Raw genomic sequence first — 23170 nt, 5'->3', positions numbered from 1 at the left:
AAGCCCGAGGATGACGGGAGGAGGTGGGGGAGATGGCTAACAGGCCGGAGGGGGGCGCCTAGCGATTCCATCAAAACAATAGCTGCCCTAACGATTGACGATCTTGGCGTTCGCGCGCAGTTCCTTGAGGTATTCCTCGCTGACTTTGTCCGCCTGCTGGTCGCCGCCCTGCTTCTTCTCCGCGTCTTCCATGGAGAAGACGAGTTGGGCGACGCGGTCGTCGGAAACCTGGCGCGTCGAGCATACCGCCAGGAATTCCACGCCCTTTTCGGTATCGTGGATCGGAGTCGTCTGGCCGACGCCCGTCTTCTTGACATCGTCCGCCCAGTCATTGGGCAGACGCGGCTCGATCACCCGGCCGAGATCGCGGACCGTCACGTCGATCATGCCCTTGGCGAGCTGCCGCGTGTTGCCGCAATTCTGGAAGCGCGAGCGGAAAGCATTGGCTTCCTGCCGGCGCTTGGCGATAATGGCCTGGCGCTTGTCGGCGGGAATGACGAAAATCACCTGCTGCAGGAGATATTCGGTTGCGCTCGGCTTGGCGCCGCCCTGCTGGCGCATGCGCTGCACCGCTTCCTGCTCGCTGATCATACCTGTCTGCCGGAAGCGCGCGCTCAGCGCCCGGTTCCAGCCTATCTGCACCATGATGAAGGTCTTGAAGTGCTCCGGTGTGACACCGGCCTTGTTCAGGACTTCGGAAAGCTGCGCCGGCGTCAGCTTGTTGCGCGAGGCAAAGCTGGCAAATGCGGTATCGACTTCCTTGTCGGAGATGGAGATGCCGCGACGTTTCATCTCCATGCGTTTCAGCATCTCTTCCGTCAGCTCTTCCCGGGCCATCTGCGTGAGATTGCCCTTCTTGCGCTGCAGCTTGAGAAAGGCGGCCCGGCGCTGGACGTCATAGGTGGTGATCGGATTGCTGTCGACCAGTACCGCGATTTCATTCGCCGCAGCGGGATTGAATGGGGCCTCGCCGCCGAGAAACGCAACGCTTATGCCGGTCGCCAATATCGCAGCGAGGAGCCGCTTGCTGATCTTCATCATCTCTCTTCCCGATTTTTGGAAGCCATTCTGGCAAAATAGCCGGAAAACTTCAAATCGCTCGCATTTTTCACGCGGGTTCCTGCATCTAATAAGTGGCGTAGTGCGGCGAAACGATGACCTTGGCTGTTCTGCAGTCCTACCGCGTGAGCGCCGATGAACTGGTGCCGAGATCGCCCAGGGTTCGGAAGGAAATGTTGAAGCCCACGCCGTGCGAGGTTTCGGTCTCCCCGGGATTGCGCGTCTGCAGATAGGTCATCGCATAGGTGAAGCACTCATCGTCATAGGCAAGGCCCGATGATGCACGCACCAGTGTATCCGAAACGAAATCATAGGTGCCGGATCCGAACACGCGCCAGTTGTCGGTCACCTTGGTCGAGCCCGTCAGCGTGATTTCCTGCCTGTCCTCCGAATAGCCGTAGGCGGGCTGGGCATCGATGAAGGCGTATTGCATGGAGATCGTCGTGCCGCGCCAGCTCTGCTGTGCTTCCAGCTCGCCGCGGCGCACCTCGAATGTTTCTTCGTCAAAGCGTCCGCGCGCCGCGAACGACAGGCCGGTGGCATTCGACAGGCCGATCATCGCGACATAATCCGAACGCGCCCTGTCCAGGCCGGATTCGGCGCCGACATTGACGAAATCGCTTTCGGCGAAGGAGTTAACGCCGCCCAGGTGGAAGGATTGGCCGGCGAGGCCGTAGATGGCCCAGTCATTGCCGAAATTGCCGGAATAGCGGACGCCGAGATTGGCGCGGTGGCCGCCCTCGACGCGGTCATAGCCGGAGAACTTGTCGCGCTGGAACAGCGTCGTCGCGTCGAAGACGAAGCTCTGCGCATCCTCATTGGGCAGCGAGCCGGCATAGCGCTCATTGTTGCGCAGGAATACCTGCGCCATCGGCTCGATGATGTGCGTCGTGCTGGTCGTCGAGAACAGGATCGGCCAGCGCATTTCGAGACCGGCCGTCGCCATGGCGCGGAAGGCTTCCGCGCGGACGGTATCGACGATGCCGGTATTATCGAAATCGCTATTGACGCCGATGCCGTCGCCGCGCAGCGCCAGAAGTGGCGTGATGACCAGGCCACCCGGCGCAATGAAGGTGCGCTTCCACTCGGCTTCGCCGGTCAGACGGCCGCTGCTGCCATCAAGTCCGGGAACGCGGGTATAAGGCGCCATAGTATAATCGGCATTCCGGCGATAGATACCCTGAACATTCATGTCGAAGTTCAGCTCGCCGCCATAGACCGGATCGGCCGCCGTATAGGAATAATCGATGCTCGGCAGCACCCAGGGCTGCTTGGAATTATATTCGCTCGGGCTGTCCGGCAGCACGCTTTCCTGCACGTTGAACTTGTAGAAATGCAGGTCGAAATAATTCCGGCCGCTGAGCCCCGTCAGGTAAATCTCGTTCTTGATCGTCGACGCGGCGTAATCCTGCAGGCCGTAAGTGCGGCTGAAATTCTTGTCCGACTGGGCGATCACGTCCCAGCCGAACGTCCAGCGCGGATTGATCTGGAAATTGCCCTTCGACGCGATCATGCCGCGATCGGTATTTTCCCGGTCGACGGTTCTGGGATCGAATTCATCCGGCCTCATCTGATGGATGCCGGCGGCCCGCAAATTGTAAGTGCCGTTCTCCAGCCGATGGCGCCATTCCACCTCGTTCAGGAAACCCTGCTTGGTGTAGGCGGTGTTGGAGAAGGTCACGTCATAATTGGGCGCCAGGTTCCAGAAATAGGAATTGCGGATGCCGAAGCCCAGATCATCCTTGTAGCGGAAGCCGGGGAAGAGGAAGCCGCTCTTGCGCTTCACCGTGGGGTCCGCCATCTCGAAAACCGGGAGATAGGCGAGCGGCAGGCCGAACATCTCGAAACGGCCGCGCTCGAAACGCACGGTCTTCGTGGTGCCGTTCCAGATGATCTTGCGCGCCTTGATCTGCCACAGAACGGGCTTGTCGGGATTCTTCTTGCAGGGCTCACAGGCGGTGTAGACGCCGTTGTTGAAGGTGGTGATTTCACCGTTGCTGCGCTCGGCGCTCTCGGCGGCGAACCGGGTATTATCCGTCGTCTCAACGCGCAGCGCGTTGACGAACCCGTCGCGGAAATCGTCGGTAACGTCCACCCGGTCGGAATAAATGCGGTTGCCGTCGCGCTCGACGATCTCGACATTGCCTTCCGCCACCATCCGGTTGGTGCGCTGGTTGTAGATCACCTTGCGGGCGACGAGATGATTCCCGTCATATTCGATCTGTACATTACCCTGCGCAGTGACGGTCTGGGCGTCATTGTCATAGACGAGCTCATCTGCCAGGAGCACCATCCTGGCATTGGGGTCGGTCTGGAACGAGCCCGAGAAATCGCTCTGCGTCTGCGCATGCGCGACGGAGAGGGCAGGGGCCATAAGGACGCACGCCAACGCTGTCCCGCGCAAAAAACACGCGAGCCGCGCCGGTAACACCGTGCGGGCTTTACTCAGTCCCACTAACCATCCTCCTTGTGCAGTAGAAAGGAGACCCCGAAAAACATTGCGATCAAGACGGGAACCCAGGCTGCCACGAAGGGCGGTACAAAACCCGCGGTCCCGAATGCCTTGACCAGAACAGTCACGACATAAAGCACGAACCCGGCGATGACGCCACCCAGAATCATCGTTCCGGATTGCCCAAACCTCACAAATTTCAACGATACTGTTGCAGCGATGAGCGTCATCGCCATCAGAAGCGCGGGCAACGCCAGGAGAGACTGGAAATGCATGTCGAATGCATTGGCGGAATAGCCGAACGAATGGGCGACTTCGATCTTGCGGCGCAGCTCGAAGAACGGAATGGTTTCCGGCGCGGCCAGCTTTTCCTCAACAAATTCAGGACGTAGCTGGGTCGGAATGCGCATTTCGGCGATTCTCTGCGGCTCCTGCGCCAGCGCGAATCGCCTGACATCGTTGAGCTGCCAATAGCCGTTCTTCAAGAGCGCCGTTTTGGCGTCGAATCGCTCCTTGATGGTGTTGTCGCTGTCGAGCGCGATGAAGGTCGCATCGACAAGCGTGGTGCCCCGGTCGAGAATGTTCTTGGCGCCGATGATCGTCTCGCCCTCATCGGTCTTCTGACGTAGCCAGGGCACGCGCAGCGCCGAGACGTCCGTCACCTTACCGCTGGTCCATGAGGACTGGATTTCCTCCGCCTTGGCGAAGCCGTAGGCGGCAAGCGGATTGAGCAGGAAAATGGTGGCGAGACCGAAAAGAAACGCGCCGAAACAGGCCGGCAGCAGGAACTGCCAGGCCGACACGCCGACGGAGCGCGCCACCACCAGCTCATATTTGCGGTTGAGCGAAATCAGCGTCGCCATGGCCGAAAACAGGGCGACGAAGGGAATCATCTGCTGCATGATGAAGGGGATGCGCATGGCCGAGATGCCGAGGGCGCCCCATGTCGAATAATCGGGCAGGGCCGAGAGCTTGCCCGCGTTCTCGGTGAAATCAAGCAGCAGCGCCAGTGCGAAGATACCCAGGAGGAAATAGCAGGTGATCTTCACATAGCGCAGGAAGAAATAGCGCCCGAGGGTCCAGCCGATCATGAGCGGCCTCCCGTCCGGTTGTGCCGCAGGCCCCATAGCCGCGCCGAGAGGTCGGCGGCGAAACGCTGCAGCGCCTCGAAACGGTCCTGTAGCATGTCAGACCATTTGGCGGGCATGGACATGCGCCGTCCCGTCGCCAGCATGTAGATCGCAAGCAGGCTGACGCCGAGCGGGATCGCATACATCAGATAGATATAATCGGAGCTCTTGTCGGCCCGCTCGCCGGCGAAATAGCCCGCCCAATAGACGGCCAGCGACAGGGTGATGGCGGTGAAGGAGGCCGAGATGCGCGCTTCGCGATACGAGCGCGAATCGCCTGCCACCGCCAGCGCGATCAGGGCAAAGACCAGCGGATAGAGCCATTCGGTGAAACGCTTGTGCAACTCCGCCGTAAAGCGCATCGGCTTTCTCTGGTATTGCGGATCGTTGGGGTCGGGGTTGAGCAGATAGTCGAGCGGCCGGTCCTTTGCGTAGATCACCGTCTCGTCTGCCGCCGCAGCGAATTCACTCAGGTCGAAGGCATAGGTGTTGAACTTGATGATCGAGACATTGCCCGTCTTCACGTCGCGGCGCTGCACCTCGCCATTCTGCATCAAAAGCACGTCGGTATTGCCGGCACGGGCGACATAGCCGTCCACGGCGTAATAGATCAGGTCGATATTGGGATCGCGCGAATCGGCGATGAATAGCCCGCCGATCTCTCCGTTCTCCTTGCGCTCGGCGATCTGCACATAGAGATTGTCCCCAAACTGGCGGAACGTGCCCTCCTGGATGACGACATTGATGAGGTCGGCGCTCGCGTCGGCGATCATCTCGCGCATGTTGAGCCGCGCATAGGGATCGACGAAATTCGCCACCAGGAAGGAAACGATGGAAATGGCGGCGGCGAGGAGCAGGATCGGCCGCAGCACGGCCGAGCGCGGGCTGCCGGCGGCATTGATGACCACCAGCTCCGAATCCTGGTTCATCGTGGAAAGTGTCTGGGTGATCGCGATGACCAGCGCGAACGGCATGACCAGCGGTATGACCGAGGGCAGAAGCAGCGAGCTGAACTGCAGGATCGTCTGGAAGGTCTGGCCGCTCGTCGTCAGGAAGTTGATCCGCTGCAGGACCTGCACCGTCCACGTGATGCCGACGGCGGCCGATAGCACGGCGAAGAACATGAGCGCGACGCGGCGCAGGATGTATAACTCGATCAACTTCATTTACGGAGTTACATCCTGATCCCGTTTGATTGGCGGCATATCCTGTCCCACGGACGGATATGTCCCATTTTTAATATATACGCTACCCGCCCTTGGCTAAAAATGGGCGAAGAAACGCGGTAAACAAATTACTAAAACGTGATCGATCATGCCATAGCTCTTGCCGTTTTGCCGCGTTCGTTTCACATGAAGGAGACAATTTCGCGACTCTCCACGCTTTATTCCCGTATCTCACCCTGGAGTTATCATGTCCAAACGTCCTTCTATCGGCTTTTCTGAATTCTCGGCCCCCGAAAAGGGCATCGCTATCGTCCTGGTCACCAAGGACGGCAAATTCGCCCGGGAAGTCGAAGCCATTGACGGCGCATCGCTGATCACGCGCCTGATCGAGATATCCGATTTCAAGGGCAAGCTGGGCGCGACGGTGGAAACGATCGCGCCGGAAGGGGCGGGGATCGACCGGGTGGTGCTGGTGGGCGTCGGCGATCCGGCGAAGCTCGGCCATGAGGATTGGATCAAGATCGGCGGCGCCGCTTTCTCCAAGATCGGTCATGCCGGCACGGCTTCAGTCACCTTTGCCCTGCCGGAAACGCAGCTTTCGCCCGAGAATGCCGCCGATTTCGGCCTGGGGCTGCTACTGCGCTCCTATAGGTTCGAGAAATACAAGACCAAAAAGAACGAGGATAACGGCGCGGAGCCGAAGGGCGGCGTCAAGATCACGCTGCAGACCGACAATCCCTCCGCCGCCAGAAAGGCCTTTGCCGATGCGGAAGCCATTGCCGGCGGCGTCAAGGTCGCGCGCGATCTCGTCAACGAGCCGGCGAATGTCTTGGGTCCGGTTGAGTTTGCCGAAGAAGCCCTCAAGCTCGAGAAGCTCGGCGTCAAGGTCGAGATCCTCACCGAAAAGGAGTTGAAGAAGCTCGGCATGGGCGCGCTGCTCGGCGTCGCGCAAGGCTCCGTCCGTCCGCCGCGTATCGCGGTGATGGAGTGGAACGGCGGCAAGAACAAGGAAAAGCCCGTCGCCTTCATCGGCAAGGGCGTGGTGTTCGACACCGGCGGCATCTCGATCAAGCAGGCCTCGGGCATGGAGGATATGAAGGGCGACATGGGCGGTGCGGCGGCCGTCACCGGCCTGATCCATGCGCTCGCCGCGCGCAAGGCGAAGGTCAATGCCGTCGGCATCATCGGCCTTGTGGAAAACATGCCTGATGGCAATGCGCAGCGCCCCGGCGACATCGTCACCTCGATGTCGGGCCAGACGATCGAGGTGCTCAACACCGACGCGGAAGGCCGCCTCGTGCTCGCCGATGCGCTCTGGTACGCCAATGACCGTTTCAAGCCGCGCTTCATGGTCGATCTGGCGACGCTGACCGGTGCCATCATGGTGGCGCTCGGCCAGCATCACGCCGGCCTCTTCTCCAATGACGATGCGCTGGCCGAGCAGCTTTTCGCCGCGGGGCAGGCGACGGGCGAGAAGGTGTGGCGGATGCCGCTCGGGGCCGAATACGACAAGCTGATCGATTCCAAGACGGCCGACATGAAGAACATCGGCGGGCGCAACGGCGGCGCAATCACCGCCGCGCAATTCCTGAAGCGCTTTGTCGGCGATACGCCCTGGGCGCATCTCGACGTGGCGGGCACCGCCATCGGCGCGCCGAACAACGAATACAGCCAGTCCTGGGCCTCCGGCTTCGGCGTGCGGCTGCTCGATAGATTGGTGAAGGATAATTTCGAGGGGTGATGATTACACGATGACACCCCCCTCTGCCCTGCCGGCCATCTCCCCCACAAGGGGGGAGATTAGCCTTCATAGACGCTTCCGCCTATCGCAGACGCGGAGGAGTGGTGGCATGGCCGATGCCAGCCAATCTCCCCCCTTGTGGGGGAGATGGCCGGCAGGCCAGAGGGGGGTGAGAAGCCAGCGATTTCGCCTATATGGGAACCGCTCCCATGGCTGAAATCCTGTTCTACCACCTGACCGAATCGACGCTCGACGATGCATTGCCCGGTCTCGTGGAGCGTTCGCTGTCTCGCGGATGGCGGGTGGTGATCCAGACCGCCACCGAAGAGCGGCGCGATGCGCTGGACAACCATCTGTGGACCTGGTCCGACGCTTCCTTTCTGGCCCATGGAACGGACAGGGAGCCTTTTCCGGCCGAACAGCCCGTCATCCTCACCACATCAGACGCCAACCCCAACGGCGCGACGGTGCGCTTCGTCGTCGAAGGGGCCGAGATCAGCCGGGCAGGCGATTACGAGCGCCTCGTCGTGATGTTCGACGGCCACGATCAGGAGCAGCTCGAACGGGCGCGTGCACAATGGAAGGCGCTGAAGGAGGAGGGGCATCAGCTGACCTACTGGCAGCAGACGCCGGACCGGCGGTGGGAGCGCAAGGCTTGACGGTTCTCACCATCCGCAACGCCGATCGCGGTGAACTCGACATCATCATCGACTGGGCCGCGCGCGAGGGCTGGAATCCGGGCGTCGAGGATGCGCCCGCATTCTGGGCGGCGGATCCCGACGGCTATTACGTGGCGGAGGTGGACGGGAGGCTCGCCGCCGCGATTTCCCTCATCCGCTATGGCATGAAACCCGTCTTCGAGACGGCACGCATGTATCGCGGCACGACGTCCGCCCTGCCGCTCGACCGTCTCGACGGGATTACGACGTTTGAGCTGGGGTAAGGCGGTTCATTTTCAAATGGAAGCGTTCCGGAACGTCACCACTCCACCAGCGGTCGGTATCAGAGCGAATCCATAAAAGCGGAAGCCGCTCCAATCACTCCGCCATTGCTTCCTCATACTCCGTAGAAAGCATCATCCACTTCTCCTCCGCGTCCGCCAGTTCGGCCTTCGCCCTGGCGAGGTCGCGCGTGATCATGGTGACCTTCGATGCTTCCTGGCTGTAGAGATCAGGATCATCGAGCTCAGCCTGCAGTTCTTGAATCTTTTTCGTCAGTTTCTGCACCAACGCTTCCGAATCATTGATCTTTTTCTGCAAGGGCTTCAGCGTTTCCCGCTTCTGCGCGGCGAGGCGGCGCTGGTCCGCCTTGGAGATTTTCGCCCCCTGATCGGCTGGTTTCGCACCGCCATTGCCGGAGCGGCTGTCGGAGAGCACCAGCGAGCGGTATTCCTCCAGATCGCCGTCATAGGGCTTCACCTCTCCGCCGCGCACCAGCCAGAGCCGATCCATCGTCGCCTCGATCAGATGCCGGTCGTGGGCGATGAGGATGACCGCGCCGTTGAAGCCGTTGAGCGCGTGGACGAGTTCCTCGCGGCTGTCGATGTCGAGATGGTTGGTCGGCTCGTCGAGGATGAGCAGGTTCGGCCCGTGGAAGGTGGCGAGGCCCATCAGCAGCCGCGCCTTTTCGCCGCCGGAGAGATCCCGCGCCGGCGTCATCATCTTCTCCGTCGAAAGCCCCATCCGCGCCACACGCGAGCGCACCTTCGCCTCCGGCTCGCCCGGCATCAGCTTGCGCACATGCTCGATGGCGTTATCATCAGGAATGAGATCGTCAAGCTGGTGCTGCGCGAAGAAGGCGACCTTCAGATTGGGCGAGACTGTCAGCGTTCCGCTTTCGGGCGGAAGCCTGCCGCCCAGAAGCTTGGCGAGCGTCGATTTGCCATTGCCGTTCGAGCCGAGCAGCGCGATGCGGTCGTCATTGTCGATGCGAAGATTGAGGCCGCGCAGCACTGGCTTGCCCGGCACATAGCCCACATCGGCATTTTCGAGCGCGATGATGGGCGAGGCGGCTTTCTTCTCCGCATCGGGGAAGGTGAAGGGTTGCACATGCTCGTCGATATGGGCGGCGATGGGCTTCAGCTTTTGCAGCGCCTTGAGGCGCGACTGCGCCTGCCGCGCCTTGGATGCCTTGGCGCGGAAGCGCTCGACGAACGCCTCCATATGCTTGCGCTGCGCCTCCTGCTTCACGCGCTGCTTCTGCTGCAATTCGATTTTCTCGGCGCGCTGGCGTTCGAACTGGTCATAGCCGCCGCGCCAGAAGGTGAGCTTCTTCTGGTCGAGATGCATGATCGAGTTGACCGCCGAATTGAGCAAATCGCGGTCGTGGCTGATGAGGATGACGGTGTGCGGATAGCGCCTGACATAATCCTCCAGCCACAGCGTGCCTTCCAGATCGAGATAGTTGGTCGGCTCGTCGAGCAGCAGGAGGTCCGGCTGCGAGAACAGCACGGCGGCAAGCGCCACGCGCATCCGCCAGCCGCCCGAGAAGGAGGATGCAGGGCGCCGCTGCGCCTCCGCATCGAAGCCAAGGCCGGAGAGGATTGCCCCCGCCCGCGCTTCCGCCGAATGCGCGTCGATATCGGCAAGCCGCATGTGGATTTCGGCGATGCGGTGCGGATCGGTGGCGGTTTCGGCCTCTTCCAGCAGCGCCATGCGCTCCTTGTCCGCCTTCAGCACGATCTCGATCAGCGGCTCTTCGGTTCCCGGCGCTTCCTGCGCCACCTGGCCGATGCGCGTGTTCTTCGGCAGCGAGAAATCGCCGGTCTCCGGCGTAAGCTCGCCGGTGATGACTCGGAAGAGGGTGGATTTGCCGGTGCCGTTGCGTCCGACAAAGCCGGTCTTCGAGCCCGACGGCAGCGTCACGCTGGCGTGGTCGATCAGAAGGCGTCCGGCGATGCGTACGGAAATATCATTGAGTATAAGCATGGCCGCGCTTTTGCCACGACGCGCGCTCGTTTCGCAAGATGGTTTCAGGCAAAACGCCGCCCCGCTTCCGTTCGCTGGAACCGGACGAGATCGAGTGATGGCGCTTGTCGCCCGAGCGCCGTCAGCATCGCGTGCACCTGGCCGCGGTGATGGGTCTGGTGATTGAAGAAATGCGAGAGCGCCGGCGCAAGCCTCTGGCTGACGGTGCGCACATCGGTGACCGTGATATAGGTGAAGCGTCCGGCGACCGCCCTGTCGTCCAGCCCGTCGGCAAAGGCGATGATGCGGCGGTCCTCCGCCTCGCGCGCGGCGTGCAGGGCAGGGAACTGCTCGAAGACAATGGCGTCGAGCGTCTTGGGATGATCGCCTTCGCCGGTAAAGCGCTTCATCCAGATGCGGTCGGCGACCAGCAGATGATTGAACGTCCCGTGGATGGATTTGAAGAAGGCGCCCATGTCGCGGCGATATTCATCGGCGCCGAGCTCCGCCGCGGCGTCATAGACGAGGCCGTTCGCCCAGCGATTATAGGTGGCAAACATCTGGAAATGGCGGCGCATCGGTGTCTCCTTTGGTGGCTGACTTTAACCGCGAAAGCCGCAACTGCGAATGGTGGTTATGTGATGCAATGTATGAAATTTGCTGATTGGATTTTGCCCGGCAGTCTCTCCACAATGGCATGAAATCAGAATCGGGAGCTATCAATGACGCGTGTCCTCTATTCCCTTTGCGGCAAGGATGAGAGCCGGCCGTTTTCCCCGCATTGCTGGAAGGTGGCGCTGGCACTTGCCCATAAGGGGCTGGAATTCGTCGAGCGGCCTTATCCCTTCACGGCCATTGCCAATATCGAAGACGGGTTCTCGAAGACCGTTCCCATTCTCCGGGACGGCGATCGCCTTGTCCGCGACAGCTTCGAGATCGCGCTTTACCTGGAAGAAGCCTATCCGGATCGGCCGACATTGTTCGGCGGGGAGGGCGGCAAGGCGCTCTCGCGCTTCATCGAGAGCTTCTCGCAGATGATTGTTCACATGCCGGTCACCAAGATGGCGATCATGCATATCCACGACATGCTGGACGAGACCGACCAGGTCTATTTCCGGGAAAGCCGGTTTGAGCGTCTCGGCAAGCCCATCGAGGAGCTGGCGGCGGAAGGCGAGGCGGAGAGGGCGGCTTTCGCTTCAAGGCTCGAGCCGGTGCGCCGCACGCTGCATTTCCAGCCTTTCCTCGGCGGCGACAGCCCGCTCTTCGCCGATTACATCCTGTTCGGCGCGCTGCAGTGGATGCGAGTGACGGCCGGTCCGCCGCCGCTTTCCCAGGACGATACGGTTCTTCAATGGTTCGAACGTTGCCTCGACCTCTATGATGGCCTTGGACGGCGTGTCGTAGCCGCGTGAAATTGCCGGAACCCCCTTGTTTCCAAAGGCCGGGGCGGGTAAACACCGCCCACTTCCCTGGAACATAAGGATTTGACGATGGCGATTGAACGCACGTTTTCGATGATCAAGCCGGATGCAACGAAGCGCAACCTGACGGGCGCGATTACCCAGAAGCTCGAAGAAGCAGGCCTGCGGGTTATCGCTTCCAAGCGCGTCTGGATGAGCCGCCGCGAGGCCGAGGGCTTCTACGCCGTTCACAAGGAACGCCCGTTCTTCGGCGAGCTGGTCGAGTTCATGTCCTCCGGCCCGACGATCGTCCAGGTTCTGGAAGGCGAGAACGCTGTTCTCAAGAACCGCGAAGTGATGGGCGCCACCAATCCAGCCGATGCCGCCGAAGGCACCATCCGCAAGACCTTCGCCCTGTCGATCGGCGAAAACTCGGTCCACGGCTCGGATGCGCCTGAAACCGCCGCGCAGGAAATCGCCTACTGGTTCGCCGGCACCGAAATCGTCGGCTGATTTTTATATAACTGCTGAAATGCCAAGCCCGCCGGAAACGGCGGGCTTTTTAGTGAGTAGTGAGATAGGGAATAGGCAGTAGGGAAACAGTTTGATCTTCCCCTACTCCCGATCTCCTTAACTGTTCTGCGTCAAACGCAGGATCTCTTTGCCATCGGCGTCGAGCAGCAGGAGCTTGCCCATATCGACCCTGTAGGCCCGGGCTTTGCCCAGCGCGTCGAAGAACTTGCTTTCCTGGTTCATCAGCGCCGGCGGGCATTGCATGTAGGTGGAGCCTACCTCGGCGAAGGAAAGCGTATCGGCTGAAAACGAGGCCTTTGTGAAGTAGCGGTTGCAGCCGCTCGATCCACTCACCTCGCCGTCCTCGCCGATCGTCAGCGTCGTCTGTGCATCGTCGACCACACCAGCGCCGTAGATATCCTCGACAAGCCATGTCGAGCCTCCGATCGGGCTGTCGGACGCTAGATCGGCGTCCTTGCGAACCACCACCAGATTGATGCTGACCGGCTGCTGCGGATCCTGCGGATCGATGCGGTATTGCTGGTCATTGACGAACCAGAGCGTATCGCCGGCGGCGATGCGGGCCTGCAGCACATAGGTATGGCCCGCAACGATGTCCTTGCTGTCGAAATCGAGAGAGAAGGGGATCCGGCCGTTCTCGACGGACGAGACCCGTGTCTCGGCGAGGATTCTGGCGCCCGCATCGGTGGGCGAAATATCTGCCAACTGCACATGCAGATCGGCTTCGGGCGGCAGCGCGACCTTCACCTGGTAGACAACATCGCCGTGGATGGTCTTCTCCGCTGCCACACCGGAGGTGGGAAGTGATGCCGTGAGGAACAGGGCGGAACCGGCGAGTACGGCAATTCCCGCAACTGCCGCTCCCATTATCGATATCCATCCTGTCCGGACGCGCCGCATAGTCTCTTCCCGATGTGTTCTTGTTGTTTGAATGCCCGCGAAACCTGCCGCCACAAGCCGCGATTCTCCACCCCCATGGAATGGTCAATGTTCGTGTGGAAATTGTGACATTGCAAGTTTTTGGTAATTTTTTTGTTAGGATTTTCGACGTTTTTGAGTGTTTTTTTGTCCGCTTTATCGCGTCCAGCGCGATTGTGCTTCGTCGTCGCTCGCCTTGGCCTCCACCCACCCGCCTTCCTCGCCGTCGCGGCGGTGTTCCTTCTTCCAGAAAGGAGCGTTGGTCTTCAGGAAATCCATCAGGAAGGAGGCGGCCTCGAACGCTGCTTGGCGATGCGCCGATGCGGCCGCGACGAGGACGATGTTCTCGCCGGGCAGGATTTTCCCGTGACGATGGATGACCCTCAGCCCGGTGAGCGGCCAGCGCTGCAGCGCCTCCGCCGCGATCCTGCCGATCTCGGCTTCCGCCATGCCCGGATAGTGCTCGAGCTCGAGTGCCACGAGCTTTTCGCCTTCATCGCGGCACAAACCGCTGAAGGTCACCACCGCGCCGATATCGCTCCGCCCCGCCGTCAGCGCCTTGATCTCGCGCGTGATGTCGAAATCATCGCGCTGAACACTGACATGCGGGACGACCGCGGCGCTCATTTCAGCCTCCCGTCATCGGCGGGAAGAGCGCGATCTCACGCGCCCCGGCGATTTTCTCGCCATGATCGACATGCTCTTGATCGATGGCGACCCGGATGACATCAGGATATTCGAGCGCGGCTTCATATTCCTCGCCGCGAGTTTTCAGATGGTCGAGAAGCTCACCTACGGTTCGTATATCGGCGGGAAGCTCGATTTCCTCTTCCGGCTTGCCGATGCGCTCGCGAACCCAGGCGAAATAGACGAGTTTGGTTGTCATTGCTTCAATCAATCACATGTTTCAGTCCGGCGCGGAAATAATCCCAGCCAGTATAGAGCGTGACGAGCGCCGATATCCAGAGAAGCGTGATGCCGATCTCCGTCGTGTGGGGGAGGTACTTGTCGCCGGCATGGCCGGCGAGCAGGAAGCCGATGGCGATCATCTGCATGGTGGTCTTCCATTTCGCGAGCGTACTGACGGGTACGCTGACTTTGAGCTCGGCCAGATATTCGCGCAGGCCCGAAACCAGGATCTCGCGGCACAGGATGATGATCGCCGCCCACAGCGTCCAGCCGGCGATCGTGCGGTCGGCGGCGAGCAGCAGCAGACAGGCCGAGACGAGCAGCTTGTCAGCGATCGGGTCGAGCATCCGGCCGATGGTGGAGGTCTGCTTCCATATTCGCGCGAGATAACCGTCGAAGAAGTCCGTGATGCTGGCGACGGCAAAGATGGCCAGTGCCGTCCAGCGGGCGGTGTCGCTGGATTTCAGGCTGCCCTCGACGAAAAAGCACAGAACCACCAGTGGAACCGCAATAATGCGTCCATAGGTGAGGATATTCGGCAAGGACAGGGCATTTTTCCGCATTCTCGGCTGATCTCCCACCACGTGAACTCCTTAAATCGCAGGCAATTAAGGAGAAATCGTGCGGCAATTTAAAAGATTCGGCGTTTTCTGCACGCCAATGCGAACACATCAACAGCGATGCGGGCAAAAAATCAACACCTTGCGCCGACGCTTTGGGTCGCAATTACGTGTAGTTGCAGGTCGGCTCATCGCTCCTCGTGAAAATGGTCGCGTATGGCACGGGCCATGGCTTCCGAAATGCCGTCCACCTGCATCAGATCCTTCACCGCGGCGCGGGAGATCGCTTTTGCCGTGCCGAACTGGTGCAGGAGCGCCCGCTTGCGCGCCGGCCCGATGCCGGCGATCTCGTCGAGCGGGTTCTTGACCATCTCCTTCTTGCGCCGCGCCCGGTGCGTCCCGATGGCGAAACGGTGCGCTTCGTCACGCAGCCGCTGGATGAAATAGAGCACGGGATCGCGCGGCGGCAGGGTGAAGGGCTGCTTGCCCTCGACGAAGAAACGCTCGCGCCCCGCATCTCGGTCGACACCCTTGGCGATGCCGATGGAGGTGACGAGATGACCGATGCCCATCTCCGCCAGGATGCCGCGCACCGCACCGACCTGGCCCTGGCCGCCGTCAATCAGGATCAGATCGGGCCAGGCCGGAAAGCCATCACCCGATATGTCGATGTCTTCCGCTGCCTCCGCCTCGGCAACCTGTCTCTCCGCCGGCAGGCCGTGTTCCTTGACCAGCCTGGCGAAGCGGCGCTCGATCACCTCGCGCATCATGCCGAAGTCGTCGCCGGGCGTGATGTCCTGCGAGCGGATGTTGAACTTGCGATACTGGTTTTTGACGAAACCCTCCGGTCCGGCGACGATCATGCCTCCGACGGCATTGGTGCCCATGATGTGGGAATTGTCATAGACCTCGATGCGTCGCGGCACCTGGTGAAGCTCGAAGGTTTCCGCAAGACCCTTGAGAAGCCGCGCCTGCGACGAGGTTTCTGCCAGCCGCCGCCCCAGCGCCTCGCGCGCATTGGTGAGCGCGTGATCGACCAGGAACTTTTTCTCGCCGCGCTGCGGCACGTTCACCTGGACCCGATGCCCCGCCCGCGTCGAGAGCGCCTCGGCGAGCAGTTCCTGATCCTCCACCGCTTCGGAAAGCAGCACGAGCCTGGGGCAGGGCTTGTCGTCATAGAACTGCGACAGGAATGCCCCCAGCACTTCCGCGTTCGCGAGCGACGCGTCCGCCTTCGGGAAATAGGCGCGGTTGCCCCAGTTCTGGCCGGTGCGGAAGAAGAAGACCTGGATGCAGGTCATGCCGCCTTCATGATGGATGGCGAAGACGTCGGCTTCCTCCACCGTCTGCGGATTGATCCCCTGATGGCTCTGCACATGCGACAGCGCTGCAAGGCGATCACGGTAGATGGCGGCGCGTTCGAAGTCGAGCTCGGCGGACGCCTCGCGCATCGTCTCGGAAAGATGCTCCTTCACCGCCTGGCTCTTGCCGGAGAGGAAGGCCTTCGCCTCGCCGACGAGCGCGGCATAATCCTCGTCGCTGATCTCGTGCGTGCAGGGTCCCGAGCAGCGCTTGATCTGGTAGAGCAGGCAGGGGCGCGTGCGGCTCTCGAACACCGAATCGGTGCAGGTGCGCAGCAGGAACGCCCGTTGCAGCGCGTTGAGCGTGTGCCCGACCGCGCCGGCCGACGCGAACGGGCCGAAATAGTCGCCCTTGCGCGAGCGCGCGCCGCGATGCTTGAAGATGCCGGGCGCGCGGTGATCCCCCGTCATCAGGATATAGGGAAAGGACTTGTCGTCGCGCATCAGCACGTTGAAGCGCGGCCTGAGGCGCTTGATGAGGTTGGCTTCCAGCAGCAGCGCCTCGGTTTCCGTGCGGGTGACGACAAATTCCATCGTCGCCGTCTCTCGGATCATCCGTGCGATGCGGTTGGTATGCCCGCCAAGACGCGTGTAGTTCGTAACGCGCTTTTTCAGGCTGCGGGCCTTGCCGACATAGAGCACGTCGCCATCCCGGTTGAACATGCGATAGACGCCGGGCTTGTTGGGCAGGCGCTTGACGAAGGCATTGATGATGTCGGCGCCGCTCAGCTCCGCGGTCGCTTCATCGGCGTCTTCCAGCGCCGAATCCCATTTGATCGCGTCGGTGAGGGCAGTCCCGCGCGCCTCGACCGTCTCCTCCTGATCGAGCGTCTCGTCCTCGTTTTCCGTCTCGTCCATGAGGAAACCGGCGACATCGTCCTGCCGGCCTGCGCGCTGGAGTTCTGTTTTCTTCGAGCCGTTCATTCGGAAATTCCCAGGATATCCGGTGTCTGCCATGCCAGATGCTGGCCGCCATCGAGCGCCAGCATCTGGCCGGTCACCGATTTCATCTCCCAGAGATAGCGAATCGCAAGGCCGAATTCAGCAAGCGAGGGCGCTTTCTTGAGCGGTATCGCCTCTACCTGCCGCTGGAAGTCCTTGTGGTCCTGCCGTTCGCTCGGCAATGTCGGACCGGGTCCGATGGCATTGACACGGATGCGGGGAGCAAGCGCCTGCGCCAGCGTGCGAGTTGCGCTCCATAGCGCGGATTTTGAAAGCGTGTAGGAGAAGAACAGCGGATTGGTCTTCCAGACCCGCTGGTCTATCACATTGACGATCAGCCCGTCTTCTCCCTTGGGCAAGGCCGCAGCCATGCTCTCGGCCAGAAACACTGGCGCTTTGAGATGCAGGGCGAAATGCTTCTCCCATTTGTCATCGTCGAGCGTCCCCACATGGTCCTCGACGAAGATGGAGGCATTGTTGACGAGCAGCCGCACGGGACCGAGCTTCGCCTGCACTTGCGGGATCAGTTCGCAGACGGCTTGGCGATCGCAGAGATCGGCCTGGACCACCGCCGCCCGGCCACCTTCCGCCTCGATCGCGGCGGCAAGCGTCTCGCCTTCGGCCACGGAACCGTTGCAGTGGATCGCCACGGCAAAGCCGTGCGCCGCCAGATCCTCGACGATTGCTCTGCCGATTCGTTTGGCCCCACCGGTAACGAGGGCGATGGCGGGCTGAGCGGAAGCGGCCGGTATTTCAGAGTTCACGGTAAACGATTCCTTTCTGGCTCCACGGCCCAATGTGATGCCACCGCGCGACGCAAAATGCAGCCGGGATTCGCTTCAAAATGCAGTCTTTGCCCGCAGAATGCTGACAAAAACGCGCTTGAGCTTTTTGTCTTAGGTCATTGATCTTCCATATAGGCTGCCACCTGCCTTGTTGCCATAATGCAACATCACAATTCCGCCACCTTATCGACAGGTTCTCTCCACTAAAGCGCACATGTCGCGCCGCAATTAGCCACGATGTTCCGCCCCGTAACAGCGCGTTTTCTGCGAGGCCACATCCTCTCTCCCAAGTCTGGAAAACGCGTCCGATAGTAAAACAGTAAGGAGAATGCGCATGCGCACTCTTAAGACACTCTTCCTCGCTACGGCTGCGCTGCTGCCGCTTTCCGTTTCCGCCATGGCTGCTGACGCCATCGTCGAACAGCCGCCGGAGCCGGCTGCTCCGATCGAAGTTGCACCGCAGCCCACCTGGGCGGGCGGCTATATCGGTATTGATGGCGCCTGGACCTGGGGCAAGTTCGGCACCGACGCCGTCGGCGATATCAAGGACAACGCTCCCAAGCTTCACGGCTATGCCGGCTGGAACTTCCAGCACGACAACATCGTCTACGGTATTGAAGGCGATGCCGGCTATTCCTGGCTGAAGGATGACAACGGCGGTATCGAGGCCAAGCAGGGCTTCGACGGTTCGCTGCGCGCCCGCGTCGGTTATGCCATGGATCCGGCTCTTCTCTACGTCACGGGCGGTGTTGCCGGTTCGCAGATCAAGCTTGACGACGGCATCGACAATGAAAGCAAGTTCCGCGCTGGCTGGACTGCCGGTGCCGGCGCTGAAGCCTTCATCACGCAGAACATCATCGGCCGCGTCGAATATCGCTACACCGATTTCGGCGACAAGGACTATGATCTGGGTGGCGGCACGGTTTCTTCCGACCTGAAGACCCACGACATCCGCATGGGTGTTGCCTACAAGTTCTGATCCCTCAGGGAATGAACGCGGAAAAGCCGGGCGAAAGCCCGGCTTTTTTTGTTGATTGGATCTCCCGGCACGCGATTGCCGGTCCAATCATTTCGGCAGCAATGCCGCCAGCTCCGGATGCAGTTCGCCGAACCGCTTGAGCCAGCGCTTCAGCTTCGGTCGGCCTCTTTCCCACTGTCCCTCGAAACGTAGATTGAGATAGCCCAGCGCCGCCGCAAGGGCGATATGGCCGGCATTGAGCTTGGCGCCAACGCGCGGCGGGGCCTCGTTGAGAAGATCGAGCGCCCGCACCGCCTTGCGCCATTGCAGGTCGAGCCAGGGCTGGTGGATTTTTTCCGCCGGATGGAAACGGCGCTCATAGACATGGGCGAGCAGGGCGTCGCACAGGCCGTCGGCCAGCGATTCCAGCCTTTCGGCATCGAGCCGCTTTTCTGCATTGCGCGGGAAAAGCTTGTTGCCCGAGACGCGGTTCAGATATTGCGTGATGACGCGGCTGTCGAAGACCGTCTTGCCGTCATCGGTGATCAAGGTCGGGATCTTCCCCAGCGGGTTGGCGGCAAGGAGGATTTCCGGCTCTTCATTGGTGTTGACGGTCACCGCCTCGACGGGGATGCCCGCATAATGCGCGGCCATCAGGACCTTGGCGCTGTAGGGCGAGGCGGATGCATAAAGAATTTTTGTCATGGAACCGGAAACTCCCAGGGTCTGTGGTTTTCTGCTGTCAGGTAGGCTCAGCGCACCGGCGGCATGGTGACCGTGCGGCGGCGGCAAGCATCGGCGTCGACCTCGTCGCAACTGCGGAACTGCAGGTCCTTCGTCAAGCAGATCCGCACGTCCTGCAGATATCCGCCGTCGCAGGTGACCGCGATGCCGTCCGCCGGAAGACCCGGATTGGCCGCGACGAAGGCCTTCTCGACCAGCATCGGGTCGATATCGCGGCTTGCTGTGACGTTGCGGAAGCTCGCCGGAATTGTCACTGTTTCGTAGGCGCGCCGCAGCGTTGAGAAATAGTCTGGCTGCGAAAGCCCGGTGCAGCTACCGTGCTTGCGCCATTCATGCACGATCAGCCCCGTCGAGGGCATGATGTCGCGCATGCTCGAAACCATCTGGCGCGGCACGTAGCGTTCCCCGATGGCGCAATCCTGCGGATAGCCGCGCTCATATTGCGGCCATAGGCCATGCGCGACGAAGGCATAGGGGCGGCCGGAATTGCATTGCTGCCGGTCGGCGCGCGGGCCTTCTGTGGCGCAGTAGCTGGGCGACCAGGAGAGCGAAAGCACGTAGAAATCGAAGCCTTGCCCCTGCGGCGGCTGCGCCTCGTCGGTTTCGGGAGCGTCGGGATCGGGCCCGCTATCCTGGTTTGCCCCGCCGTTCTCGGAGGAAAAATTCCCTCCGTTGTCTGCGGGAAGGGAAGTCGGCCGGTTATCGTTAAGAAGCGAGTAAAGAAACCACACAATGGCGGCCAGCACCGCCAGCGTCAGAAAGCTTCTTCCCTGCATCCCGCCCCCTGCGTGCTGTCCGGAATTCCATTCATCTGGTCAAGGTGTATTGAGATTCAGGTTAGGGCGAAGTGAGAACGCAATTTTCGAAAACCGGCGCGGAACGTACTTGTCGTCCATGAAAGCCGGAAGCGCAGAAAAACGTCATTCACGGTCTGCCATCACCTGGTTCTCACATGCCGTAGCGCAACACGCGGCAGCCGGCGTCATAGACCTTCCAGCGGTCGAAGCCGGAGACGCAGAACTCGACATTGTCGCCGATCGAAGCGAAGCCCTGGCCTTCCTCGATGAGATACCAGACCGGCCGCTGCTCGCCATCGGACAGGACCGCCGTCGCGCCGCAATAGTGGCGGGTGATTTCGGAGGGGCGCTGCGCCGGCTCAAAGCGCCTCTGATAGACGTCGCTGAAGGCCGAAATCTCGACCAGCGGCAGATTGGGAACGTGAGTCACCTGATAGCTGAAGCGCGAGACGATGGTCTTCAAAACGCGCTGGTCGCCGCATATGCCGCTGGTGTCGGCATAGGCATCGGGCGCGCTTGCGCGATAATCGGCCGCCTGGACCGGTAGGGAGGAAAGCCCGCCCACGGAAAGGACGGTCGAAAGAGCAAGTGCCGCAGAGGCAAGCATATGGCTGAACTGTCCGAAGCGCTTCATTGTATAAATCCTATCCCGTAAATATAAGCGCAATGTCGGCCAGAGACCGGCTCCGGTCAAGTCGCAACATGCTCTCCGCGAACCCACTCTATCGTGAACGAGGCGCCCTTTGCCTCGGCAAGCAGCTCTGTGAGGCAGGGAAGCAACAGTTTCATCTCGTCTTCCAGCGTATAGGGCGGGTTGACGATGATCATGCCGCTGCCGTCAAGCCGGGGTTCAGGGGAGGGCGGCCGAATCGCCAGCTCCAGCCGCAATATCTTCGCAATGCCCGTTTCGTGGAGCCGCCCAACGAAGCGTTTCACCTCCTGGCGGTCTTTGACCGGATACCACAGCGCATAGGTTCCGCCGGAGAAACGCTTGTGCGCCCTGGTCAGACCATCGACCAGCCGGTCGAACTCGCCGGCTTTCTCGAAGGGCGGGTCGACGAGGACGAGGCCACGTTTTTCCTTCGGCGGCAGATGCGCGCCGAGCGCCAGCCAGCCGTCGAGATGGATGACGCGTACCTGATGGTCGCCGGCGAAGAGCTCGGAAAGCACGCGCGCATCGTCGGGATGCAGTTCGATCGCCGAAAGCCGGTCCTGCTTGCGCATCAGGCTGCGCGCCAGGAGCGGCGAGCCGGGATAGGTATCGAGACCGTCACCGGGATTTTCCGCGCGGATGACGTCGAGATAGGGAGCGAGCAGCGCGCCCGCATCCGGCGGAATGGCGCCGGTGGAAGCCGCCTCGACAAGCCGGGCGATGCCCTGACGCCATTCGGCGGTCTTGCCGGCTTCCGTACCCGCGAGGTCGTAGCGGCCTATGCCGGCATGGGTGTCGATCACCCGGAAGGCCTGTTCCTTGCGCTTGAGATATTCGACGATGCGTGTGAGCACGACGTGCTTGAAGACATCGGCGAAATTCCCGGCATGATAGGCGTGGCGATAGTTCATGGCCGACGCTTCTATCCGGCATCGAGCGGATATGCCATAGATTGCGTTCCGCTTTTGCAGCCCTTCCTGATTCTGGTGACGCGGTCCACATGTCCGGCACGGTTGTCCTCATCGTCCTTCTGGGCGCTTTTCTCCATGCGAGCTGGAACGCCGTCGTCAAATCGAATGGCGACAAGTTTCTCAACGCCGTCATCGTTGTCGGCGCAGCCGGGCTGATCGCCGCGCTCGTTCTGCCTTTCCTGCCCGCGCCTGACCGGTCGAGCTGGCCGTTCCTCGCCATATCGATGGTGCTGCAGGTGATATATCTCTGCCTGGTGGCCGCGGCCTATGAGGGCGGCGACATGAGCCAAGCCTATCCAATCATGCGCGGCACGCCGCCGCTTCTGGTGGCACTTGCGAGCGGCCCCCTGATCGGCGAGGTGCTGCCGCTGCCGCGCTGGATCGGCATCGGCTTGATCTCATGCGGCGTGCTGGCCCTTGCCTTCGAGGCGCGGCGGCGGGCTGTCATCGGCAATGGCCGCACCACCGCGCTCGCCCTCATCAATGCGGTCTTCATCGCAGCCTATACGCTGGTGGATGGCATCGGCGTGCGCAAATCCGGCGCGCCCGCCGCCTATACGATGTGGGTTTTCCTGCTCAATGCGATTCCCCTGGTCCTCTGGACCCTTGCCATGCATCGCGAGCGGATATGGCCGCATTTGCGGGGCCGCCTGCATCTGGCGCTGATTGGCGGCGTGGGAACGCTCGGCTCCTACGGCCTGGCGCTCTGGGCGATGACCATGGCGCCTGTCGCGGTCGTCGCGGCGCTGCGCGAGACCTCGATCCTGTTCGCGATCCTGATTTCGGCGATCTTCCTGAAGGAACGTGTCGGGCTCAGGCGCGTCGTCGCGGCGGTCCTGATCGTCATTGGGGTGATCATCATCCGGCTAAGCTGATCCCAGGATATTGAAGCGCATAGCCCATGCGGTGGGGAGACAGGCATGAACCCACTGACGTCATCATCGGACCTGATCCGATGATCCATTCCGGAACGGCGATGCACCGCTCCGCATACCAGACGATGGATGTGGTTTCGATGGTCCGGAATGGATATTCGGGTCGAAGTCCGAGGATGACGGAATTGCGATGTTTTGACCCCATCGCCAAGGTCGCCATCACCTCGATGCTTGTCGCTGCAGCATAGAAGCGCTGCTTCTGTTAAACACAGAGGCGCTCTAAAAACCTGCTTAGAATCGTTTTGAAGTG

22 protein-coding genes and 1 pseudogene are annotated in these 23170 nt (G+C 61.2%); 7 read left to right on the top strand and 16 right to left on the bottom strand.

Annotated elements, in window-relative coordinates; translation table 11 throughout:
* Positions 1–87: 87 nt before the first annotated feature.
* The 4 genes from ATN84_RS12580 to lptF all read right to left on the bottom strand — a co-directional run bounded on the left by ATN84_RS12580 (position 88) and on the right by lptF (position 5807).
* Positions 88–1038, bottom strand: coding sequence for a SurA N-terminal domain-containing protein (locus tag ATN84_RS12580; protein ID WP_068882030.1), 951 nt, complete (start codon positions 1036–1038; stop codon positions 88–90).
* A gap of 139 nt (positions 1039–1177) precedes the next feature.
* Positions 1178–3514: an LPS-assembly protein LptD gene (locus tag ATN84_RS12575; RefSeq protein ID WP_068881940.1), complete on the bottom strand. Its 2337-nt coding sequence runs from the start codon at positions 3512–3514 to the stop codon at positions 1178–1180.
* Entirely contained in the window at positions 3514–4602 is a 1089-nt protein-coding gene (lptG, locus tag ATN84_RS12570) for an LPS export ABC transporter permease LptG (RefSeq protein ID WP_068881939.1), read from the bottom strand. The genes ATN84_RS12575 and lptG overlap by 1 nt, the downstream gene beginning before the upstream one ends.
* Positions 4599–5807, bottom strand: coding sequence for an LPS export ABC transporter permease LptF (gene lptF / locus ATN84_RS12565; protein WP_068881938.1), 1209 nt, complete (start codon positions 5805–5807; stop codon positions 4599–4601). Before lptF ends, lptG begins: the two co-directional genes overlap by 4 nt.
* Positions 5808–6054: 247 nt before the next feature.
* On the opposite strand from lptF, the gene ATN84_RS12560 reads away from it, so the two are divergent.
* The 3 genes and pseudogenes from ATN84_RS12560 to ATN84_RS12550 form a co-directional block, all read left to right on the top strand.
* Positions 6055–7548, top strand: a complete 1494-nt coding sequence (locus ATN84_RS12560) for a leucyl aminopeptidase (protein ID WP_068881937.1) — start codon at positions 6055–6057, stop codon at positions 7546–7548.
* A gap of 209 nt (positions 7549–7757) precedes the next feature.
* Positions 7758–8207 (top strand): DNA polymerase III subunit chi, encoded by a 450-nt coding sequence (locus ATN84_RS12555; RefSeq protein WP_068881936.1) that lies wholly within the window; start codon positions 7758–7760, stop codon positions 8205–8207.
* A pseudogene (locus ATN84_RS12550) lies at positions 8126–8392 on the top strand (hypothetical protein); the annotation flags it as partial. The gene ATN84_RS12555 and the pseudogene ATN84_RS12550, both read left to right, overlap by 82 nt.
* Positions 8393–8585: 193 nt before the next feature.
* Here ATN84_RS12550 and ATN84_RS12545 read toward each other — a convergent pair.
* Positions 8586–10475, bottom strand: coding sequence for an ABC-F family ATP-binding cassette domain-containing protein (locus ATN84_RS12545; protein WP_068881934.1), 1890 nt, complete (start codon positions 10473–10475; stop codon positions 8586–8588).
* Positions 10476–10519: 44 nt separating this feature from the next.
* The gene (locus ATN84_RS12540; RefSeq protein WP_068881933.1) at positions 10520–11032 is read right to left on the bottom strand and encodes a DinB family protein; all 513 of its coding nucleotides are present in this window, start codon (positions 11030–11032) and stop codon (positions 10520–10522) included.
* A gap of 144 nt (positions 11033–11176) precedes the next feature.
* On the opposite strand from ATN84_RS12540, the gene ATN84_RS12535 reads away from it, so the two are divergent.
* Positions 11177–11866: a glutathione S-transferase family protein gene (locus ATN84_RS12535; protein WP_068881932.1), complete on the top strand. Its 690-nt coding sequence runs from the start codon at positions 11177–11179 to the stop codon at positions 11864–11866.
* A 78-nt stretch (positions 11867–11944) separates the two neighbouring features.
* The gene (gene ndk / locus ATN84_RS12530; protein ID WP_068881931.1) at positions 11945–12367 is read left to right on the top strand and encodes a nucleoside-diphosphate kinase; all 423 of its coding nucleotides are present in this window, start codon (positions 11945–11947) and stop codon (positions 12365–12367) included.
* A gap of 117 nt (positions 12368–12484) precedes the next feature.
* On the opposite strand, the gene ATN84_RS12525 is transcribed toward ndk, so the two are convergent.
* From ATN84_RS12525 to ATN84_RS12500, 6 genes are all read right to left on the bottom strand, one after another.
* On the bottom strand, positions 12485–13288 hold the full coding sequence (locus tag ATN84_RS12525) for an META domain-containing protein (protein ID WP_068881930.1): 804 nt from the start codon (positions 13286–13288) through the stop codon (positions 12485–12487).
* Between the two features lie 174 nt (positions 13289–13462).
* Complete coding sequence (locus ATN84_RS12520; protein WP_068881929.1) at positions 13463–13933, bottom strand: molybdenum cofactor biosynthesis protein MoaE; 471 nt, start codon at positions 13931–13933, stop codon at positions 13463–13465.
* 1 nt (position 13934) lies between these two features.
* Positions 13935–14192, bottom strand: coding sequence for a molybdopterin converting factor subunit 1 (gene moaD / locus ATN84_RS12515; protein WP_068881928.1), 258 nt, complete (start codon positions 14190–14192; stop codon positions 13935–13937).
* A gap of 4 nt (positions 14193–14196) precedes the next feature.
* Positions 14197–14778 (bottom strand): CDP-diacylglycerol--glycerol-3-phosphate 3-phosphatidyltransferase, encoded by a 582-nt coding sequence (gene pgsA, locus ATN84_RS12510; RefSeq protein ID WP_068881927.1) that lies wholly within the window; start codon positions 14776–14778, stop codon positions 14197–14199.
* Between the two features lie 185 nt (positions 14779–14963).
* Complete coding sequence (gene uvrC, locus ATN84_RS12505) at positions 14964–17060, bottom strand: excinuclease ABC subunit UvrC (protein WP_068881926.1); 2097 nt, start codon at positions 17058–17060, stop codon at positions 14964–14966.
* Positions 17057–17842, bottom strand: a complete 786-nt coding sequence (locus ATN84_RS12500) for an SDR family oxidoreductase (RefSeq protein WP_068881925.1) — start codon at positions 17840–17842, stop codon at positions 17057–17059. The genes uvrC and ATN84_RS12500 overlap by 4 nt, the downstream gene beginning before the upstream one ends.
* A 355-nt stretch (positions 17843–18197) precedes the next feature.
* Here ATN84_RS12500 and ATN84_RS12495 point away from each other — a divergent pair, with 355 nt between their 5' ends.
* The gene (locus tag ATN84_RS12495) at positions 18198–18842 is read left to right on the top strand and encodes an outer membrane protein (protein WP_068882029.1); all 645 of its coding nucleotides are present in this window, start codon (positions 18198–18200) and stop codon (positions 18840–18842) included.
* 87 nt (positions 18843–18929) lie between these two features.
* Here the strand turns inward: ATN84_RS12495 and ATN84_RS12490 are convergent, their stop codons facing one another.
* From ATN84_RS12490 to ATN84_RS12475, 4 genes are all read right to left on the bottom strand, one after another.
* A complete protein-coding gene (locus tag ATN84_RS12490; protein ID WP_068881924.1) occupies positions 18930–19526 on the bottom strand; it encodes a glutathione S-transferase in 597 nt (198 codons plus the stop codon).
* Between the two features lie 47 nt (positions 19527–19573).
* Positions 19574–20341, bottom strand: a complete 768-nt coding sequence (locus tag ATN84_RS12485; RefSeq protein WP_068881923.1) for a ribonuclease T2 family protein — start codon at positions 20339–20341, stop codon at positions 19574–19576.
* Between the two features lie 172 nt (positions 20342–20513).
* Positions 20514–20996 carry a hypothetical protein gene (locus ATN84_RS12480; RefSeq protein ID WP_068881922.1) on the bottom strand — a complete coding sequence of 161 codons (483 nt, stop codon included), beginning with the start codon at positions 20994–20996 and terminating at the stop codon, positions 20514–20516.
* 56 nt (positions 20997–21052) lie between these two features.
* A complete protein-coding gene (locus tag ATN84_RS12475; RefSeq protein WP_068881921.1) occupies positions 21053–21925 on the bottom strand; it encodes a 23S rRNA (adenine(2030)-N(6))-methyltransferase RlmJ in 873 nt (290 codons plus the stop codon).
* Positions 21926–22014: 89 nt separating this feature from the next.
* On the opposite strand from ATN84_RS12475, the gene ATN84_RS12470 reads away from it, so the two are divergent.
* Positions 22015–22860: an EamA family transporter gene (locus tag ATN84_RS12470; protein ID WP_068881920.1), complete on the top strand. Its 846-nt coding sequence runs from the start codon at positions 22015–22017 to the stop codon at positions 22858–22860.
* Positions 22861–23170: the final 310 nt, after the last annotated feature.

It is taken from the genome of Paramesorhizobium deserti (assembly GCF_001558695.1).
In the GTDB taxonomy this organism is placed as follows: domain Bacteria; phylum Pseudomonadota; class Alphaproteobacteria; order Rhizobiales; family Rhizobiaceae; genus Paramesorhizobium; species Paramesorhizobium deserti.
Note: the sequence above shows the minus strand (reverse complement) of the source record. Positions and strands in the feature narration are given on the sequence as shown.

Excerpts from the sequence above, each read along its gene's own strand:
- pgsA (WP_068881927.1), bottom strand. The coding sequence starts at position 14,778 with ATGCGGAAAAATGCCCTGTCCTTGCCGAATATCCTCACCTATGGACGC.
- ATN84_RS12560 (WP_068881937.1), top strand. The coding sequence starts at position 6,055 with ATGTCCAAACGTCCTTCTATCGGCTTTTCTGAATTCTCGGCCCCCGAA.
- ATN84_RS12525 (WP_068881930.1), bottom strand. The coding sequence starts at position 13,288 with ATGCGGCGCGTCCGGACAGGATGGATATCGATAATGGGAGCGGCAGTT.
- lptF (WP_068881938.1), bottom strand. The coding sequence starts at position 5,807 with ATGAAGTTGATCGAGTTATACATCCTGCGCCGCGTCGCGCTCATGTTC.
- uvrC (WP_068881926.1), bottom strand. The coding sequence starts at position 17,060 with ATGAACGGCTCGAAGAAAACAGAACTCCAGCGCGCAGGCCGGCAGGAC.
- ATN84_RS12555 (WP_068881936.1), top strand. The coding sequence starts at position 7,758 with ATGGCTGAAATCCTGTTCTACCACCTGACCGAATCGACGCTCGACGAT.
- ATN84_RS12490 (WP_068881924.1), bottom strand. The coding sequence starts at position 19,526 with ATGACAAAAATTCTTTATGCATCCGCCTCGCCCTACAGCGCCAAGGTC.
- ATN84_RS12535 (WP_068881932.1), top strand. The coding sequence starts at position 11,177 with ATGACGCGTGTCCTCTATTCCCTTTGCGGCAAGGATGAGAGCCGGCCG.
- ATN84_RS12475 (WP_068881921.1), bottom strand. The coding sequence starts at position 21,925 with ATGAACTATCGCCACGCCTATCATGCCGGGAATTTCGCCGATGTCTTC.
- ATN84_RS12470 (WP_068881920.1), top strand. The coding sequence starts at position 22,015 with ATGTCCGGCACGGTTGTCCTCATCGTCCTTCTGGGCGCTTTTCTCCAT.
- ATN84_RS12495 (WP_068882029.1), top strand. The coding sequence starts at position 18,198 with ATGCGCACTCTTAAGACACTCTTCCTCGCTACGGCTGCGCTGCTGCCG.
- ATN84_RS12520 (WP_068881929.1), bottom strand. The coding sequence starts at position 13,933 with ATGAGCGCCGCGGTCGTCCCGCATGTCAGTGTTCAGCGCGATGATTTC.
- lptG (WP_068881939.1), bottom strand. The coding sequence starts at position 4,602 with ATGATCGGCTGGACCCTCGGGCGCTATTTCTTCCTGCGCTATGTGAAG.
- ATN84_RS12485 (WP_068881923.1), bottom strand. The coding sequence starts at position 20,341 with ATGCAGGGAAGAAGCTTTCTGACGCTGGCGGTGCTGGCCGCCATTGTG.
- ndk (WP_068881931.1), top strand. The coding sequence starts at position 11,945 with ATGGCGATTGAACGCACGTTTTCGATGATCAAGCCGGATGCAACGAAG.
- ATN84_RS12480 (WP_068881922.1), bottom strand. The coding sequence starts at position 20,996 with ATGAAGCGCTTCGGACAGTTCAGCCATATGCTTGCCTCTGCGGCACTT.
- ATN84_RS12580 (WP_068882030.1), bottom strand. The coding sequence starts at position 1,038 with ATGAAGATCAGCAAGCGGCTCCTCGCTGCGATATTGGCGACCGGCATA.
- ATN84_RS12545 (WP_068881934.1), bottom strand. The coding sequence starts at position 10,475 with ATGCTTATACTCAATGATATTTCCGTACGCATCGCCGGACGCCTTCTG.
- ATN84_RS12540 (WP_068881933.1), bottom strand. The coding sequence starts at position 11,032 with ATGCGCCGCCATTTCCAGATGTTTGCCACCTATAATCGCTGGGCGAAC.
- moaD (WP_068881928.1), bottom strand. The coding sequence starts at position 14,192 with ATGACAACCAAACTCGTCTATTTCGCCTGGGTTCGCGAGCGCATCGGC.